The organism is Brevundimonas vesicularis, from assembly GCF_027105095.1.
Taxonomy (GTDB): domain Bacteria; phylum Pseudomonadota; class Alphaproteobacteria; order Caulobacterales; family Caulobacteraceae; genus Brevundimonas; species Brevundimonas vesicularis_E.
This window is the reverse complement of record NZ_CP114278.1, coordinates 2,175,037-2,192,848: the sequence shown is the minus strand read 5'-3', so window position 1 is coordinate 2,192,848 and position 17,812 is coordinate 2,175,037. Positions and strand designations below refer to the sequence as shown.

Sequence of the window (17,812 nt, the reverse complement as noted above, 5' to 3'; positions counted from 1 at the left end):
TCGTCGACAAGGCCGGAGCAGGCGAAACCCGTTCGAGGGACAAAATGATCGAAAGAAACTGGCAAGAGCTGATCCGTCCCGAGAAGCCGCAGATCGAGATCGGTTCCGACGCCCAGCGCAAGGCGCGCCTGGTGGCCGAACCCCTCGAGCGTGGCTTCGGCGTGACGCTCGGCAACGCGCTCCGTCGCGTTCTGCTGTCCTCGCTGCAAGGCGCAGCCGTCACGGCCATCCAGATCGACGGCGTCGTTCATGAATTCTCGTCGCTGGAAGGCGTGCGCGAAGACGTGGTCGATATCGTCCTGAACATCAAGCAACTGGCGCTGCGTATGCACGCCGAAGGCCCCAAGCGCATGACCCTGCGCGCTACGGGTCCCGGTCCGGTGACGGCCGGCCAGATCGACGTGCCGGCGGACATCGAGGTTCTGAACCCCGACCACGTCATCTGCACGCTGGACGACGGCGCATCGGTGCGCATGGAACTGACCGTCCAGAACGGCAAGGGCTATGTCGCCGCCGAGCTGAACCGTCCGGAAGATGCGCCGATCGGCCTGATCGCCGTCGACGCCCTGTATTCGCCGGTCAAGAAGGTGGCCTACCGCGTCGAGCCGACCCGTCAGGGCCAGTCGCTGGACTACGACAAGCTGCTGCTGGAAGTCGAAACCAACGGTGCGGTCACGCCGGTTGACGCCGTGGCTTACGCCGCGCGCATCCTGCAGGACCAGCTCCAGATCTTCATCACCTTCGAAGAACCCAAGAAGGCTGTCGAGCAGTCGGACGGCAAGCCCGACCTGCCCTTCAACCCGGCGCTGCTGAAGAAGGTGGACGAGCTGGAGCTGTCGGTTCGTTCGGCCAACTGCCTGAAGAACGACAACATCGTCTACATCGGCGACCTGATCCAGAAGACCGAGGGCGAAATGCTTCGCACCCCGAACTTCGGCCGCAAGTCGTTGAACGAGATCAAGGAAGTTCTCACGACGATGGGCCTCAGCCTCGGCATGGACGTGCCGAACTGGCCGCCCGAAAACATCGAAGATCTGGCCAAGAAGTTCGACGACCAGATCTAAGTTCAACCCTCCGCCCGTCTCCTTCGGGAGAATGTCGGGGCGGTTAGAAGATTACGGTTCCAGGTCCGATTGAGGATACCGGTTCCGGAGTAGGAGAGACCCAGATGCGCCACGGCGCCGCCCATCGTAAACTCGGTCGCACGAGCAGCCACCGCACCGCCATGTTCGCCAACATGGCTGCCTCGCTGATCAAGCACGAGCAGATCACCACGACCCTGCCCAAGGCGAAGGAACTGCGTCCCTTCGTCGAGAAGCTGGTTACCCTCGCCAAAAAGGGCGACCTGCACGCGCGTCGTCAGGCCATCAGCCAGGTTCGCGACGTGCCGCAAGTCGGCAAGTTGTTCGAAACGCTTGGCCCGCGCTACAGCGAGCGTAACGGCGGCTATATCCGCATCATGAAGGCCGGCTTCCGCCACGGCGACAACGCCCCGATGGCCGTCATCGAGTTCGTCGATCGCGACGTCGAAGCCAAGGGCAAGGACTCTGGTCCGGTCCTGGCCTTCGAAGGCAACGACGAAGACTAAGATTTGGTCGTTTGACCAAACGCCGGAAGGGCGGTCGGAGCGATCCGACCGCCCTTTTGCTTTGCGTGCACACCGGACATGAGGGGTGAATGACCGTCGCCATCGTCGATTTCCGTTCCGATCACGCCGCCGTCTGGGCGCAGTTGAACACCGCCTGGCTGATCGAGGGCGGCTTCGCCATCGAAGACAAGGATCGGCTGGCGATCGATGATCCGCACGGCGTCTTCCTGACCAAGGGCGGGCGCATCTTTATCGCGGAGAAGGATGGGGAGGCCGTGGGCTGCTGCGCCATGGTCCCGACCGATGACGGGGTGGAGGTCTGCAAGATGACCGTCACGCCCGCCGCGCGCGGCCTGAGGCTGGCGCGACGCCTGCTCGAGGCCTGCGAAGAGGCGGCTCGGAAAGCGGGCGCCGCCCGACTCTATCTAGAAACCAACAGCACCCTGAAGCCCGCGATCGCCTTGTATGAAAGCGCCGGCTTCGTCCACCTGCCGCCACGGCCCACGCCCTATGCGCGCGCTGACGTCTTCATGGAGAAGCGGCTTTAGCCGTCCCAGAAAGCGGCGATCGCCACGCCCCATATGAGCAGAATGCACAGGCCGTAGGCGATCTGATCCTGAAGCGAGCGGCGGGGCGGTTTGGGCGGTGGGTTCGGATGCGGCATCGCCAAGCTTGAAGCCGATAGGCGACGACTGCGAAATCGATTAAGCGGGTGACGGTCTGTGAGGGGAGGTCACATGTCAGGTCGCGTTCCGCCGCCGCTGAATGCGCTGCGAACCTTCGAGGTCTTCGCTCGGCACGGCAGCATGACCCGCGCAGCAGCCGAGTTGTGTGTCACCCACGGGGCGGTCAGCCGTCAGATCGCGGCGCTGCAGGCTTCGCTGGGCGTGGCTCTGGTGACCGGGCCACGCCATGCGCTTGCGTTGACGGAGGCTGGGGCAAAGCTGGCCGAGGGCCTGACGCCAGCGTTTGGCGCGATCACGGATGCGATCGAGGCCGCGCGGCAGGGCGCGGTGCGGGAGATCGAGATTTCCTGTCTGGGCACCTTCGCCCTGAAATGGCTGATCCCACGTTTGCCGTCCTTTCTGGAGGCGCATCCTGAGGTGCGCGTGAGGCTGTCGGAATCCTATGCGCCGGTCGATTATCGGCGCGACCGCTTCGACGGCGCCATCCGCATCGTGGAGCCGGATCAGGTTCATGCGCGAACCGAAGCGACACCCTTTTTGGCTCAACATCAGGGACCTGTCGGATCGCCATCCATGATGGCTCAGCTGCAGACGATGGAAGCCTTAACTGGAGCGCCGCGGCTGAATTCGGCGACCTTCCGTCGGGCGTGGTCGGTCTGGGCTGAACTGGCCGGCGTGACCCTGCCGCCGGCGGCGATGGAGCGAGAATTCGCGCACAATCATTCGCTGGTGGAGGCGGCGATCGCTGGATTGGGCGTGGGGATCGCGCCCTGGGCTTTCGTTGCGCCGGACGTGATGGCCGGCCGGTTGGCAGCGCCATTCGGTTTCGTCGAGCGACCGTCCCGGTTCGTCTTTCTGCGGCCGGAAGGCCGCAAGGACGCGGCGGTGGACGCCTTCCGCGACTGGCTGGTTGCGGAAGGGGCGCGTAGTCCGTCGCCGCCTATTCCTTCGACAGGTCCTGGCGGTTGAACCAGGCGACGGCGGCGGCGAAGGCGACGCCGATCCAGAGGGCCAGGCTGAGGACGCCCTTGAGCACGGCCTGATCGGGCAGTTGCGCCGCCGATGCGCCGCCCTCGATGGCGGCCTTCAACAGGTCGGTGGCCATGCCCGGCGACAGCAGGGGCAGAAGCCAGCCGTCTGGCGTCACGCCCATCGGCAGCAGCAATTGGGGCAGGAAGAACTGGGCCACGCCGATCACCAACGGCGCGAACAGGGCGGCCAGCAGCGACCGCGTGACCACGGCGGCCAATAGGCCGAGCATGGTGAACTGCAGGATGCGCGCCCAGGAGGTCAGGGTCAGCAGGCCGAAGTCCGCCGCCGCTGCGCCGGTCATCGAGAAGGTGAGGGGGCGGCCGAACACCGCCGCCTGGATCACACTGGCGATCACGTCGGAGATCAGGGCGGCGATGGTCGCCAGCACGATCACCAGACCCACGACCGCGACCTTGCCGGTCAGCAGGTTCGGCCGGGTGTTGCGAGCGCTGATCAGCCGCCAGGTCTCCCAACGATAGTCGCCGGCATAGATGGTCGCCGCGCCGATCAGGACGAACATCAGGATGGCGGGGTTGGCGAAGTCGCTGGCGCTCTTGACCAAGGCCATCCCCAGATCGAGCGGGCCGCCCTTCATCATGTCTGGCGGCAGCTTGCCCGCCAGCTTGCCCTCATTCGCCTTGGCGACGACAAAGCCCAGGGTGGCCAGGATCACGCCCATGATCGGGATGAACAGCACGCTCCAGAACAGGGCGGTGCGGTTCTTGGACAGGCGGTAGGTTTCGGAACGGATCGCGTCAGCCAGCACGGTTTTGCTCCTGCACGCCGGTCCAGCCGGTTTCGCTCATGAAGACGTCTTCCAGGTCCGCGCCGATCCAGCGGGCCTCTTCGATATCGACTCCGCCCTCGACCAGAGCCTTGATGGCGGCGGCGGCTTCGCTACGCGGCACGGCGGCCACAAGTGCATCGCCCTCCAGCGTCGCGCGCTCGCCCAGCACGGACATGGCCTTCGCCAACGGCGTGACCGACAGGCGCAGACGCTCGCCCGAGGCGGTCAGGTCGGAGACGCGGCCCTCGGTGATCACCTTGCCCTTGTTGAAGATGGCGACGCGGTCGCAGACGCGCTGGACCTCCTGCAACTGGTGGCTGGCCAGGATGACCGTCACGCCGTCGTGGTCGGCCAGGCTGCGGATCAGGGCGCGCATCTCCTGGATGCCGGGCGGATCCATGCCGCTGGTCGGTTCATCCAGGATGACCAGATCCGGCTTGGTCATCAGGGCGGCGGCGACGCCCAGGCGTTGCAGCATGCCAACCGAAAAGCCCTTCACCCGGCGATTGGCCGCCTCGGTCAGGCCGACGCGTTGCAGCCAGTCAGCGATCTCGGCCGAGGACACGCCGCCATGGGCGCGGGCCAGCCATTCCAGCACCTGGCGGGCGGTCATGAACGGCGGAAAGCGCGGGGTCTCGATCATCGAGCCCATGCGCCGCATCGAGGCCGGATCGCCGATCCGACCGCCCATCACCGTGGCCTCGCCCTCGGTCGGACGAATCAGACCCAACAGTGTGCGAAACAGCGTCGATTTGCCCGCACCATTGGGACCCAGAATGCCGTAGACCCCGCCGCGCGGGATCGACAAGGTCAGCCCGTCCAAGGCCTTTACCGTCCCGTAGGTCTTGGTCAGGCCGCGAATGTCGATGACGGTTTCCATACGCCAAGCTTGGCGAGTGAACGCCGGTCGCACAACCCGTTGCGTGGTCGTCGTCCATTAAGTTTAGGCAATGGTTGGGATCGCCGCCGCCTGCGCGACCTGCATTTGGCGCTAGGCGTTTTTGAGCGCACACTGGTCGCCAAAGGGGAGGCGGGGATGCGTAAGAGTCTGTGGGTCGCGACGGTTTCGATCGCCTGTCTGATTGCACCCGTGGCGGTCGCCGACGCCACGGCGACGGCGGCGACCTTGGCCCTGATCACCAATCCGCAGGTCTGCGGCCGGGCCGGTGCCGTCGGCGATGTCCAGCCGACACGGGGCATGGTCATGGCCCCAGGCTTTGGCGACGAAGGTTTCGCGGTCGATACGCAGAACCCCGACGCCCAGGCCTGGTTCGACCACGGCGTGCGACTGCGCTGGGCGTTCGAACATTCGGAATCGGTGCGGGCCTTCAGGAAGGCGAGGCAACTGGACCCGTCGTGCGGCATGTGCGCCTGGGGCGAGGCCTGGGCGATCGGGCCAAACCTGAATGGCGGCGGCGGCGATCCCGAATCCATCGCCACCGGCCTGAGCGTCGCCCGTGACGCGCGGCGTCTGGCCCGCGACGCCACGCCGATGCAGCGCCAGATGATCGACGCCCTGATCCAGCGCTATTCCGGCAAGGAGAAGATCCGCGCCCTGCGTTACGCCCGCGCCATGGACCGGATCGCAAAGCGTCACGCCGACGAGGTGTCGGTCGCGTCGATCACCGCCGACGCCTGGATGCTGCAGCCCGAGGGCGAATGGTGGGACAAGGACGGCAAGGCGACCGATCCGGCCGTCACCCGCGCCATGGCGACCCTGGAGCACGCCCTGACGGTCAAGCCGAACGATCCGGGCGCCATTCATCTGTATATCCACCTGACCGAATGGTCGGACGATCCGCACCGGGCGCTGGCCTATGGTGAGCGGCTGGCTCTGCTGGCGCCGGGCGCCAGCCATCTGGTGCACATGCCGTCGCACACCTTCTATCGAGTCGGGCGCTACAAGGACGCGATGATGTCCAACGTCAAGGCCGTGGCGCTGGACAAGAGCTACGACCAACTGGTCGGCCCGCCGGGCGGCATTCGCGGCATGCGGCTGCATGCCCACAACATCCATTTCGGCATGGGCGGCGCCCTGATGGCGGGCGGGGCCGAGCGAGGGCTGGTGCTGGCCGACTGGTATATGGCGACGTATCCGCAGCTGGCGGGACCGCCCGAGGCGGGCGAGGACGGCTATGTCGTCTATCGTCAGGTGATGGCGGCCGACGCCTATGCGCTCTACGGCCGGTTCGGATCGGACGCCCAGGTCGCGGCGCTGACCGAACCGGACGCAGGCCGTCCACTCATGCGTGTCGGCTGGCGCTATGCACGGGGTGAGGCGGCGGCGCGGCGCGGCGATGCGGCGGCCGTTCGGGTCGAGGCCCAGGCCATCGCCGCCCTGCTGGCGGACAAGGCGTTCAAGGGCCCGATGGCGGATCGTCAGGCCGGTTTCGCCGAACTGTTCCAGAAGGTGCTGGAAGGCCGCGCGGCCATGATTGATCAGGACTATCCCGCCGCCATCGCCGCCTATGGGCGGGCGGCGGCGATCCAGGCCATGGCGCCCGAGGGCGGCGATCCGCCGATGATCTGGTATCCGACGCGTCGCAGCCTGGCCGCCGCCATGCTGGCGTCCGGCGATGCGGCGGGGGGCAAGGCCAAGATCTTCGAACTGCTGAAGGATTGGCCGAAGGACCCCTACAGCTACTACGTCCTCTACCGCGCCGAACAGGCGCTGGGCGACGAAACGGCGGCCAATGACGCCCTGCGCCATGCTGGCGTCGAATGGATCGGCGGACAGATGAGTTTGGCCGAGGCCTGACGCCTCGGCCGCAGGTTGGTCAGCGCTTCGCCGCTTCGATCAGTTTGCCGATCTCGGCCGGATCGATGCCGGGGCTGGCCTTGCCGTTGACGAAGAAGGTCGGCGTGCCGCGCAGGCGCAGGGCGGCGGCCGTGGTATGGATGTCGGCGATGTGGCGGGTGGTGTCGGGCGCGGCGATCGCGGCCTTGGCGCGGGCCATGTCCACGCCGTGCGCGGCCAGGATGGCGTCGACCGCTTCGATCGACAGCGCTCGCTCGGTCATCAGGGCGTCATAGACCTCCAGATACTTGCCCTGCTGGTGCGCAGCCAGGGCGGCGCGGGCGGCGTATTGCGAGGTGATGTCGTCGCCGCGGTCCAGGATGGGCCAGTCCTTGAAGACGAAGCGGACTTCCGGGTGGGCGGCCATCAGGGCGCGATAGTCGTGGGCCACGGCCTTGCAGCCGGGGCAGCGGAAGTCGAAGAACTCGATCACCGTGACCTTGGCGTTCGCCGGACCGAAGGCCGGGTCGCGGGCGTCGGGCGCCAGGAGGCCGGCGTTGGCGGCGGCGGCCTGGTTCGTCTCCTCGACGGCGGCCTCGGCGTCCTTGGTCTGGAGCGCCATCTGCGCCTCCTGCAAGACCTCGGGATGCTCCAGCAGATACGCACGCACGTTCGATCCGCCGGTCAGATAGGGCGCGGCTGAAAAGCCCAGCGCGATGACCGACAGGCCCAGGGCCAAATAGCCGGCGCGGCCGCCGCTGAGCCATCCTGGCTTGGCGGTCTTGGGTTCGGGCGCAGGCGTGGGGGCGTCGTCGGTCATTCAGGCTCGCAGTCGGCGGTAAGGGTCAGTTGAGGGTGGCGGGCCGGCGCGCGGCGTCACGGCGGTCCAGGTCGTTGAGATCGTCGGGCGTGGCGCCCGAGGCCAGGACGATATCGACGGCGCGGCGCCATTCGATCGAGCCGGGATCCAGCATGGAGCGGGCGCGCAGGGCGAACTGGGTGGCCTGTTTCTCGTCCCCGCCGGCGAAATAGTATTCCGCCGAAGCCAGGCGCGCTTCGCCTTCCTTGCCCTGCGAGGCATAGGCCTGGGCCAGCAGGCGCCAGGCCATGGTGTTGTCCTTCTCGGCGACGACGGCGTGTTTCAGCTGGTCGATGGCCTCGTCCAGATTAGCCCTGTCGTTGGTCTCGATCAGGGCGTGCGCCAGGTTAACGCGCAGCAGGGGGGCGTCGGGCTTCAGGCGGACCACCTCGCGGTGGGCGGCGACGGCCTCGGCCGGGCGGCCTTCCTCGAACAGGATCTGGCCCTTCAGTTCCTGGAAATAGGGGTTGTTCATGTCGCCGGCGATCAGCGCGTCCACCGCCGTCAGCGCCTTGTCCGTCTGGCCGTCGCGATACCAGGCGATAGCCCGCGCATAGCGGCCTGGCAGGGAGGTGTCGGTCGACGGATAGTCGCGCAGGGTGGCGTTCGGCGCATCCATGAAGGCGTGGATCTTGGCCAGGATCAGCGCGTGCTGCGCCATACGTTCGGGGCTGTCGCGATGGTCGTAGTGCGGCTGTTCCTGCACATAGCGGCGCAGGCTCTCGATCCGGTTCGACGACAGGGGGTGGCTGCGGAAATAGGGATAGCGGCGAGCGTCGGAGAAGACCTCCTGCGAGCGGAAGTTCTCGAAGAAGGACACCAGCCCGGCGCCGGATTCACCGGCCGCCTCCAGCGCCCGCGCGCCCGAGATGTCGGCCTCGCCTTCCTGGCTCTGCATGTAATGCAGCGCGCCGAGAGCGCCGAAATACTGGCTGGAGCCCAGTAGGGCCACGCCTGCGTCCGGCGCGCCGGCGGCGATGGCCAGGGCGCCCAGCGCCATGGTCATGAACATCGGCTGTTTGCCGGCGTTCTCGGCCCCGTCGCGCAGGGTGTGGCGGTTCTTGATGTGGCCCGCCTCGTGCGCCATCACGCCCAGCAGTTCGCCGGGGGTCTTTGTGCGCAGGATCAGGCCGGTGTTGACGCCCATGATCCGCCCGCGTGTCGCAAAGGCGTTCAGGTCGTTGTCGTTGACCAGCAGAACTTCGATGTCGTTCGGGTTCAGCCCCATGGCCACGAAGACCGGGTCGGCCCATTCGCGCACGATGCCCTCGACCTCGGTGTCGCGGATCAGGCTTTGCGCGGAGGCCTGGCCGGCGACGGAAACAGCCATCAAGGCCGTCGCCGCCGCCGCCAGAACGCGGGATGCAGATCGGGGAAGCCACCTCATGGCTCTACTCCAACAACAACCGGCCCCCGCCTGTATCCAGACAGTCTAATCGTGACCGATCAGCGGCGCCACCACCCGCGCTTGGGCTTTTCGGGCGGTGCGACGATCTGGTTCGGGTCTTCGGCGATGATGGCCTGAACGTCGATCTCCGGCGTGGGGGCGACGAAGGGCTCGGCCAGCACGGCCTCGATCACCGGCGCCTCCGTCGGGGCGGCGACCGGGGCGACTTCGGCCGGTTCGGCGGCCAGCGCCTCGTGCGGGGTCACGTCCAGCTCGACCGGCGCGCCTTGGACCGTCGCCTCGTTCGGCTCGATGGCGGTGTCGGGATGCGGTTCGGTCGCGATCTCGACAGTGGCGCTGGCCGACTTGCGGCGCACGCGACGACGCTGAGGCTCGGGCGCGATGGCCGGGGCGGCCGTCTCGACGGCCTCGGTCGGCTCGACCATGACGGCCATCGGCGTCTCGGGCGAGCCGTCGGGCGGCATGCCTTCGTTGGTGGCGCGGTTCTCGACCTTGATCTCGTGGCTGACGGAACCGTCGCCACGGCCGCGACCGCGACGACGACGACGGCGTGAACGGCCGCCTTCCTCGCCGGAGCCTTCGCCGGCGCCGCTATGGGCGACGACATCCAGGCCTTCGCCCTCGGACTGAGCGACAGCGGGGCGTTCGGCCCGCTCGGGGCGCTCGCCGCGTTCCGGGCGACCTTCCGAGCGGCCGGGGTTTAGCGGGTCGAACCAGACATAGGGATCGTCCAGCGACGGGGTGCGGCCGCGGACCCAGGTGTAGACGTCGCGCTCGCCATCCTCGCGGACGCGGCGACCGCCACGGCGGCCACGGCGACGGCGGCGGCCGTTTTCGTCTTCCTCATCGTCCGAGGCGTCGTCGACGCTGACCGTATCGACGGCCTCGACGTCCGAGGTTTCCTCGTCGCGACGACCGCCGCGACGGCGACGGTTGCGCCCACGGCCGCGATCGCGACCGCCTTCGTGACGCTCTGAGCGTTCGCGCGGTTCGTCGTCATCGCTGTCTTCGCGATCCAAGGATTCGACCGTGTCGTCATCGTCGTCGGCGATGATCTCCTCGTCGTCGTCCTCATCCTCGTCTTCGTACAGCGAGGCGTCGAAGTCGTCGTCGAGGTTGGGCATCTCGATCTCGGGCGCGACGAAGTCCTCGTTCGTTTCGGTGCGCTCGATGTTGTGTTCGCCCTGGCCCAGGCTGTCGTCGATCTGGACGATGACGTTGAGGCCGCGGCGCTCCAGCAGCGACTGCAGATAGGCGCGCTTGTGGTTCAGGATGTACAGGCCGACGGCGGTGCAGACCTTCAGGATCACCACGCCCGCGCCGTTCTTGCCCGCCTCGATATCGACGGCGCGCAGGGTCATCAGGGCGGCGGACTCGGCGGACCGGATGCGGCCGGTGCCCTGGCAGTGCGGGCAGGATTCAGTGGCGCCTTCGATTACGCCCAGGCGACGGCGCTGGCGGCTGATCTCCATCAGGCCGAACGGCGAGATGCGACCCATCTGGATGCGGGCGCGATCCGCCGCCAGGGCTTCCTTCAACACGCGCTCGACGGTGCGGTTGTTCTTGCCCTCGTCCATGTCGATGAAGTCGATGACCACCAGGCCGGCGAGGTCGCGCAGACGCAGCTGGCGGGCGGCTTCCTCGGCCGCTTCCAGATTGGTCTTGAACGCGGTCTGTTCGACGTTGCGCTCCTTGGTCGCACGACCCGAGTTGACGTCGATGGCCACCAGGGCCTCGGTCTGGTTGATCACCAGATAGCCGCCCGACTTCAGGGGCACGACCGGCTGGTGGATCTGGGTCAGCAACTCCTCGATGCCGTTGGCGGCGAACAGGGGGCGCGAACCGCGGTAAAGGTGAACCTTCTTGGCCTGGGCCGGCATCAGCACGCGCATGAAGTCGCGCGCTTCCTTGAAGCCCTCGACGCCCTCGACCTGGATGCCGTCGAAGTCCTTGTCGAACATGTCGCGCACGGCGCGCCGGACGAGGTTCTCTTCTTCGTAGATCAGCGAGGGGGCGTGGGAGGCGAGGGTTGTCTCGCGGATCGTCTCCCACAGACGCAGCAGATACTGATAGTCGCGCTTGATCTCCGCCTTGGTGCGCTTGGCGCCGGCGGTGCGGATGATCAGGCCCATGCCCTTGGGCACGTCCAGGGCCGAGACGGCGCTCTTCAGGCGACGACGGTCCGAGGTGTTGGTGATCTTGCGGCTGATGCCGCCGCCCTTGCCCGTATTGGGCATCAGCACGCAGTAACGTCCGGCCAGCGACAGCCAGGTGGTCAGGGCCGCGCCCTTGGCGCCGCGCTCGTCCTTGACGACCTGAACCAGCAGGATCTGGCGACGCTTGATGACGTCCTGGATCTTGTAGCGGCGCATCAGGCGGCGCTTCAGCCGCTCTTCGTCGGCCAGGGCGGCCTCCGGATCGACATCGTCGCCGGTGGATTCCCGATCCAGATCGTCGTCGTCCTCGTCGTCATGCGCCTCGGCCATGATGGCTTCGCGGTCGGCGACGGGGATCTGGTAGTAGTCCGGGTGGATTTCGTTGAAGGCCAGGAAGCCGTGACGATTGCCGCCGTACTCGACGAAGGCGGCCTGCAGGCTGGGTTCTACGCGGGTGACCTTGGCGAGATAGATGTTCCCGCGAAGCTGGCGCTTCGCACGGGATTCGAAGTCGAATTCCTCAATCTGGCGTCCGTCCACGATGGCGACCCGGGTTTCTTCCGGGTGGGCCGCATCGATCAGCATGGTCTTTGACATGGAAAGTCTCTCTCTGGCGCGCACAGGCCGACCGTCCCGGAACACCGGGCAGGGTCATGGCGGCTCGCCGAATGGGGGTAGGGGCCGACGCGTGCGACATCCCTTCGCCGCGGAGGGCGAAACAGGCTTGATCAAGCCGTCGGGGAGCGCAGGCGTAAAGGCCCATGGAGGTCGTCGGTCCTGAACCGGGCGCGCCAATCCCTGAGGAAGGCCGCGTCCCTGGTCCGCTCTTCGAACCATCGGCCAGGCCGGGGCGGTTCTAGGATTGGTGAAAGTCAACGCCGCGAGGAGGGCGCGCCAAGATTCGCAGAGGCGAAATCGGCGCGATCGGTTCGCGAGCGGTCACAGCATAGTCATGCAACGGGAGAATTAAAAGGCGCTCGCCTTAACCCCCTGAATACGAGCCTCTGTCATGATGAGGTTCAAGTAGGCTTAAACCGGGTTCGCCGACGCAGATGAGCGGTCGCGTTTTGACAGGTCTGATGCGCTGGGGCGCGAAGGAGTGGGCGATGACCGCCCTGGCCTTCGTGGTCATCTGCATGGTCGGTCTGTCCGCAACGCGCGGTTTCGCCTGGGGCGCGCAGGGCGATGTGCTGGCGGTGCGCTTCGGCGCCGACGGCGATCGGACCCGCGTCGTCATCGATCTGGACAAGACGGCGCAGGGACGCGTCATCGACGCGGGCGGCGAAGGCCGTGTGGTGCTGGCCCTCAGCGGCGTCGCGCCAGGACGCGGTCTGAACGGCGGCGGTTCGGGTCTGGTGCGCTCTTATGAGGTCACTTCGTCCGGCGGTTCGTCGCGGGTTCAGCTGGAACTGGCGCGCGGCAGCGAGATCGAACGGCGCTTCCTGCTGCCGCCCGGCGACGGCGTCAGCCATTATCGCTATGTCGTGGACCTGAAGGCGACCGGAGCCGCCGCGCGCGCCTCGACCTCACCGCCGCCGCGCGCCAGCGCGCCGCCACGTCGCGCCGAACGCCCCCTGATCGTCATCGACGCCGGCCATGGCGGCAATGATCCCGGCGCCAGCGGCGCGAGCGCCCAGGAAAAGCAGGTCACCCTTGCTGCCGCCCTGGCGTTGAAGGCCGAGCTTGAGAAGAACGGCCGCTATCGCGTGCGCCTGACACGGACCGACGACCGCTACGTCGACCTCTATCGCCGCGTCTCCATCGCGCGTCAGGCCGACGCCGATCTGTTCATTTCCTTGCACGCCGACGCGGGCGCCGATCCGGCGCTGCGCGGGGCCAGCGTCTATACCCTGTCGGAGCAGGGCGCCGGCCGGGCGGTGCGTGAGTTCACGCGGGGCGACAACTGGCACCGCGAGCTGCACCTGCCGGGGCGCGACCCGTCGGTGGATCGCATCCTGCTCGACATGACGCAACGTGCGACCCAGAACCGCTCGGCCCAGTTCGCGCGCGTTCTGCTGACGCACCTGGAAGGCTCGGACCATCCTCTCCTGCGCCGCAGCCATCGCGATGCGGGTCTGGCTGTGCTCCTGGCCCCCGACGTGCCGGCCGTGCTGCTGGAAATGGGCTTCATCACCAATCCCGAGGACGAGCGGCTTTTGACCGACGAGCGCGCGCGCCGTCGCCTGATGAAGTCGGTGGCGGACGGGATTGATCGCTATTTCCGCGAGCCGTTGAGCCCGATGATGGCTGCCGCGAACATCCAGGCGGCCGGTCAGCCCTGATCCGGCGCAACCAAGCCGGCTGTCGCCGGTTTCCCGACCATGAAAAAAGCGATTGTCACGGGCGGATCAGGCCTGATCGGAACGGGCGTCTGTAGGGCCTTGCTGGCCAACGGATGGGAAGTCGCCTCCTTCGACCTGAAGCCGGGAGAGGGCGAAGCGCGTCACATCGACTGCGATTTGGGTGATGAGGACTCGGTCAAACAGGCGTTCGAGACGCTGGGCTGGTCGTCGCTGGACCTGCTGGTCAACAACGGGGGCATCGCCGATCCGGTGAACGGCCCGCTGGCTGAGCTGTCGCTGGCGGACTGGCGCAACACCATCGACAGCCATCTGACCGGCGCCTTTTTGATGAGCCGCGCCGCCATTCCGAGACTGAACGAGGGCGGCGCCATCGTGAACATGATCTCGACGCGCGCCTTCATGTCCGAGCCGCACACTGAGGCCTATGCGGCGTCCAAGGGCGCGCTGTTCGCCCTGACCCACGCCCTGGCGATCAGCGAAGGTCCTCGGATCCGGGTCAACGCCATCGCGCCCGGCTGGATTTCGGACGGCGAGAATTTGCGTCCTGTCGATCACGAACAGCATCCGGTCGGCCGCGTCGGCCGCGCAGAGGATATCGCCGGGGCGGTGCTTTATCTCGCCGAAGCGGGCTTCGTCACGGGGCAGGTGCTAACCGTGGACGGCGGCATGACGCGCAAGATGATCTACGCCGACTAGACCGTCAGGCCAGGCCGGCCTTCTTCAGCGTTTTCCAGGCCTTGATCACGCGTTGCAGCTTGGCCTCGGCGCTGCGGTCGCCGCTGTTGGTGTCGGGGTGAAACCGCTTCAGCAACTCGTGATACTGAGCCTTGATCTTCGCCTTGTCCGCGCCCGGGTCCAAGTCGAGGTCGGCGAGGGCGGCGCGTTCCAGCTTGCCGATGCGACGGTCCTCGGTCGCGGACTGCGGCGCCTGATCGCCCTTGCGCCCGAACAGGCCGAAGCTGTCGCGCCATGAGCCGGCGCCGGTGGTGTTCGAGGTGCCCATCTTGGCGGCGAAGGCGGCGGCTTCGCGCGTGAACTTGCCGGCCTGCATCTCCCATGTCGGGCGCCCGCCGGTCATGGCCTCGTTTTCCTGGGCGGCGCGAATCTCGCCCTCGGTCATGCCAGCGTAGAAGTTCCAGCCCTTGTTGTATTCGCCGGCGTGCGGCTGGCAGAACTCATAGAAGTCGTTCAGACGTTCGCGCGACTTGGGCGCCTTGGCGGCGGCGGCCCGGCGACAGTCGGGCCACTGGCATGGCTTTTCGCCGGGCTTCAGGTGCAGGACGTCGGCTTTCGCCGCCTCTTCCTCGGGCTTGGGCGGCTTCACCCGAATGTCGGTGAAGCGCGGCTTGTATTGAAAGGAGGCGGACATCAGCCGAAGTGTAAGCCCGATTGGGACAGCATCAAGGAATCGATCATGTCTGAAGGCCCGGTGGCGACGATTATTCGTGCAAAACTGACGGCAGGGCTGTCGCCCGTGCGTCTGGAGGTCGAAGACGACAGCTGGCGCCACGCCGGACATCATCATGAAGGCGGAATGGACGCCAGGCCTGGCGGCGAAAGCCATTTCAATCTGGTGATCGTGTCCGCCGCTTTCCAGGGGCAGTCGCGGCTGGCGCGACAGCGCGCGGTCAACGCCCTTTTGAAGGACGAGATGGCCGGACCGGTCCACGCTCTTTCGATCAAGGCGCTGACGCCGGAGGAGGCGTCGTGACCGAAAGAACCACGTTCACACCGTCTTAGAACCTTCGTCTTAGCGTCATGCGACCAAACAGAACGTGGGGATCTGGGCTTATGGTGGAATCAGACGGCGTCGCGAAGGCGCTCCCGGGCGAAGAACGCGCCGGCGACGCGGCTCAGGCGCTGACCGCCATCCTGCAGACGCAGTATCTCCGCTACCTGATCATCGCGTCCTGGGCGGTGGGCCTGCTGGGCACGGTGGGCTTGTGGCCGGCGCTTCTGTGGTTCGGCGGAACCGTCGCAGCTGGATCGCTTCGGGGGCTGGTCGAGCGTCGGGTCAGTCAGCGGGTTGGCAAGAACTGGGGCCTGATCTTCCCGATCGTGGCCACCGTGACGACGGGCGCCTGGGCGATCGCGCCTCTGTTGGCCTGGTTCTCGCCCTCCGAATTTGGACGCCCTCTCGCGCTCGCCCTGATCATTTCCGGCTATGTGCTGGTTTTCGCACAGCTGCGCAGTTCGCCGCGTCAGGCCGTGATCATCTCCTCGCCCTATGGCGCGGCTGCGACGATCATCCTTTTCAGCCTGTGGGGCACGTCCGAGTTCTGGTCGATGCTGGCGGTTCTGCCCTTCACCGCGGCCGGTCTGTTCGTTCTTGTGACCATGACTCTGCTGCGCGAAGACCGCATCCGGGCGTTTCAGTCCCACCAGGCCCATCTGATCGAAGAGCTGGAAGCCGCCCGCGACAAGGCCAACGCCGCCAACGAAGCCAAGTCGAACTTCCTGGGTGTGATCTCGCACGAGCTGCGCACGCCCATGAACGGCGTGCTGGGCGCCGCCCAGTTGCTTAGCGCGACCCGTCTGGAGGCGACGCAGCGGGAGTATCTCTCGATCATCCGCAACTCTGGCGATAACCTGCTGTCCCTGCTGAACGACATCCTCGACATGACCAAGATCGAGGCGGGCAAGATGAACTTCGAGGTCGTCGACATTGTCATCGAAGACCTCAGCAAGCGCATCACAGGCCCGTTCGAGGCCCAGGCCGAGGCCAAGGGGCTAGCGTTCGTCTCGACCATGGAAGGTGAGATTCCGACGGTGGTGCGCGGCGATCCGCTGCGGGTCTGTCAGGTCGTGCAGAACCTGTTGTCCAACGCGGTCAAGTTCACAGAGACTGGCCAGATCCATTACCTCGTGCGCGGCCACCGTGTCTCGGACCAGCGCGCGCGCTTCGAATTCATCGTTCAGGACAGCGGGGCGGGTATTGCCGCAGCCGATCTGGAGCGGCTGTTCATGCCGTTCACCCAGGTCGACACCTCCTCGACCCGGCGGTTTGGCGGCACGGGTCTGGGGCTGACCATCGCGCGGCGCATGGCCAATATCATGGGCGGCGACATCACTGTGACGTCCAAGCTCGCCGAGGGCTCGTGCTTCACCCTGGAAATCGAGGCCGAGGTCGTCGAATGGGCCAAGCCCGTCGCGGCGGCCGAGGTTCATGCCGAAATCGAGGGCGGCGAGTCGCTGCGCGTCCTGGTGGTCGAGGATCACCCTGTGAACCGCATGATCCTGGAGGCCTGGATGAGCTCGGCCAGCCACGTCACCTCGACAGCGGAGAACGGCCATGTCGCCGTCGATATCGCCAAGGAGCAGCCGTTCGACCTCATCATCATGGATGTGAACATGCCGGTGATGGACGGTTTGACGGCAACGCGTCTGATCCGCGAAGGCGGTCTCAATACCGGCACACCCATCGTCGTCCTGTCTGCGTCGGCGCGCCACGAGGATCACGAGGCCGGTCTTGCAGCGGGTGCGGACGCCTATCTCAACAAGCCGATCGACTTCGGCGCCCTGGCCGCCCTGATGGGGCGCGTCAGCGGCGGGCGCGAGGCTGTGGCGCAGATGGTTGCGCCGCAGCCTGAAACCTCGGTCGCCGCCTGATTGCGGCGAGCCTGTGTTCGGGACATGAACCGCAGCCGATAACGCCGGTTCAGGCTCGCCTCAGTCGCCTTGCTCCATAACTGCACCCAAGCCGACGTTCTTCGGCGCAGATGGAGACACGATCATGAGAAAGATCCTGACCGCCACGATGGCCGCCCTGATGGCCACAACCGCCCTGGGCGCCGCCGGCGCGGCTTCCGCGCAATCCCGCCATGACCACCGCTACGAGCAGCGGGATGATCGTCGCGACTATCGTCACGACCGCCGCGACTACCGCCGCGAGCTGCGTGAGGATCGTCGCGAGTACCGCCAGCAACAGCGCGCCTATGAGCGCTGGCAGCGTGCGGAACGTCGCTACTACGCCCCGCGCTATGTCCCGCCGCGCGGCTATGCGGTTCGGACCTGGAGCTATGGTCAGCGGATGCCGTCCTACTATCGCACCAACGCCTATGTGGTGAACGACTACGACCGCTATGGCCTGCGTGCGCCGCCCCGTGGCTATCAATATGTCCGCAGCGGCAATGACGTGGTTCTTTCCGCCGTCGCCGGTGGTCTGATCACCGCCGTTATCGCCGGATTGTTCAACTGATCTGCTGAAGATTTGAGATGCGCCCCGGAGGGAAACCTCCGGGGCGTTTTTCGTTCTG

16 protein-coding genes are annotated in these 17,812 nt (G+C 66.6%); 10 read left to right on the top strand and 6 right to left on the bottom strand.

The window, feature by feature from the left end; all coding sequences use genetic code 11:
* The first annotated feature begins 44 nt into the window (after positions 1 to 44).
* From O2K97_RS10895 to O2K97_RS10880, 4 genes are all read left to right on the top strand, one after another.
* Positions 45 to 1,064: a DNA-directed RNA polymerase subunit alpha gene (locus tag O2K97_RS10895; protein WP_017506040.1), complete on the top strand. Its 1,020-nt coding sequence runs from the start codon at positions 45 to 47 to the stop codon at positions 1,062 to 1,064.
* Between the two features lie 104 nt (positions 1,065 to 1,168).
* Positions 1,169 to 1,588 carry a 50S ribosomal protein L17 gene (gene rplQ / locus O2K97_RS10890; RefSeq protein ID WP_055804627.1) on the top strand — a complete coding sequence of 140 codons (420 nt, stop codon included), beginning with the start codon at positions 1,169 to 1,171 and terminating at the stop codon, positions 1,586 to 1,588.
* A gap of 89 nt (positions 1,589 to 1,677) precedes the next feature.
* The gene (locus O2K97_RS10885) at positions 1,678 to 2,136 is read left to right on the top strand and encodes a GNAT family N-acetyltransferase (protein WP_269219282.1); all 459 of its coding nucleotides are present in this window, start codon (positions 1,678 to 1,680) and stop codon (positions 2,134 to 2,136) included.
* A 189-nt stretch (positions 2,137 to 2,325) separates the two neighbouring features.
* Positions 2,326 to 3,243 carry a LysR substrate-binding domain-containing protein gene (locus O2K97_RS10880; protein WP_269219281.1) on the top strand — a complete coding sequence of 306 codons (918 nt, stop codon included), beginning with the start codon at positions 2,326 to 2,328 and terminating at the stop codon, positions 3,241 to 3,243.
* Here the strand turns inward: O2K97_RS10880 and O2K97_RS10875 are convergent.
* Together O2K97_RS10875 and O2K97_RS10870 are read right to left on the bottom strand one after the other, a co-directional pair.
* The gene (locus O2K97_RS10875) at positions 3,215 to 4,072 is read right to left on the bottom strand and encodes an ABC transporter permease subunit (protein WP_269219280.1); all 858 of its coding nucleotides are present in this window, start codon (positions 4,070 to 4,072) and stop codon (positions 3,215 to 3,217) included. The genes O2K97_RS10880 and O2K97_RS10875 overlap by 29 nt on opposite strands.
* The gene (locus O2K97_RS10870; RefSeq protein ID WP_269219279.1) at positions 4,062 to 4,973 is read right to left on the bottom strand and encodes an ABC transporter ATP-binding protein; all 912 of its coding nucleotides are present in this window, start codon (positions 4,971 to 4,973) and stop codon (positions 4,062 to 4,064) included. The genes O2K97_RS10875 and O2K97_RS10870 overlap by 11 nt, the downstream gene beginning before the upstream one ends.
* Before the next feature lie 156 nt (positions 4,974 to 5,129).
* Here O2K97_RS10870 and O2K97_RS10865 point away from each other — a divergent pair, with 156 nt between their 5' ends.
* Positions 5,130 to 6,851: a hypothetical protein gene (locus O2K97_RS10865; protein WP_269219278.1), complete on the top strand. Its 1,722-nt coding sequence runs from the start codon at positions 5,130 to 5,132 to the stop codon at positions 6,849 to 6,851.
* A 19-nt stretch (positions 6,852 to 6,870) separates the two neighbouring features.
* Here the strand turns inward: O2K97_RS10865 and O2K97_RS10860 are convergent, their stop codons facing one another.
* Genes O2K97_RS10860 through O2K97_RS10850 form a run of 3 tightly spaced genes read right to left on the bottom strand, consistent with a single transcriptional unit; the run spans position 6,871 to position 11,850 of the window.
* Complete coding sequence (locus O2K97_RS10860) at positions 6,871 to 7,650, bottom strand: thioredoxin domain-containing protein (RefSeq protein ID WP_269219277.1); 780 nt, start codon at positions 7,648 to 7,650, stop codon at positions 6,871 to 6,873.
* Between the two features lie 25 nt (positions 7,651 to 7,675).
* Positions 7,676 to 9,076: a M48 family metalloprotease gene (locus tag O2K97_RS10855; RefSeq protein WP_269219276.1), complete on the bottom strand. Its 1,401-nt coding sequence runs from the start codon at positions 9,074 to 9,076 to the stop codon at positions 7,676 to 7,678.
* 59 nt (positions 9,077 to 9,135) lie between these two features.
* Entirely contained in the window at positions 9,136 to 11,850 is a 2,715-nt protein-coding gene (locus tag O2K97_RS10850; protein WP_269219275.1) for an Rne/Rng family ribonuclease, read from the bottom strand.
* A gap of 509 nt (positions 11,851 to 12,359) precedes the next feature.
* Here O2K97_RS10850 and O2K97_RS10845 point away from each other — a divergent pair.
* Entirely contained in the window at positions 12,360 to 13,535 is a 1,176-nt protein-coding gene (locus O2K97_RS10845) for an N-acetylmuramoyl-L-alanine amidase family protein (RefSeq protein WP_269219274.1), read from the top strand.
* Between the two features lie 39 nt (positions 13,536 to 13,574).
* Positions 13,575 to 14,252: an SDR family oxidoreductase gene (locus tag O2K97_RS10840; protein WP_269219273.1), complete on the top strand. Its 678-nt coding sequence runs from the start codon at positions 13,575 to 13,577 to the stop codon at positions 14,250 to 14,252.
* Positions 14,253 to 14,256: 4 nt separating this feature from the next.
* On the opposite strand, the gene O2K97_RS10835 is transcribed toward O2K97_RS10840, so the two are convergent.
* Positions 14,257 to 14,925 carry a J domain-containing protein gene (locus tag O2K97_RS10835; RefSeq protein WP_039247646.1) on the bottom strand — a complete coding sequence of 223 codons (669 nt, stop codon included), beginning with the start codon at positions 14,923 to 14,925 and terminating at the stop codon, positions 14,257 to 14,259.
* Positions 14,926 to 14,970: 45 nt separating this feature from the next.
* Here O2K97_RS10835 and O2K97_RS10830 point away from each other — a divergent pair, with 45 nt between their 5' ends.
* The 3 genes from O2K97_RS10830 (at position 14,971) to O2K97_RS10820 (ending at position 17,754) form a co-directional block, all read left to right on the top strand.
* Positions 14,971 to 15,267 carry a BolA family protein gene (locus O2K97_RS10830; protein WP_269219272.1) on the top strand — a complete coding sequence of 99 codons (297 nt, stop codon included), beginning with the start codon at positions 14,971 to 14,973 and terminating at the stop codon, positions 15,265 to 15,267.
* A gap of 80 nt (positions 15,268 to 15,347) precedes the next feature.
* Complete coding sequence (locus O2K97_RS10825; protein ID WP_269219271.1) at positions 15,348 to 17,165, top strand: response regulator; 1,818 nt, start codon at positions 15,348 to 15,350, stop codon at positions 17,163 to 17,165.
* A gap of 124 nt (positions 17,166 to 17,289) precedes the next feature.
* On the top strand, positions 17,290 to 17,754 hold the full coding sequence (locus O2K97_RS10820; protein ID WP_269219270.1) for an RcnB family protein: 465 nt from the start codon (positions 17,290 to 17,292) through the stop codon (positions 17,752 to 17,754).
* Positions 17,755 to 17,812: the final 58 nt, after the last annotated feature.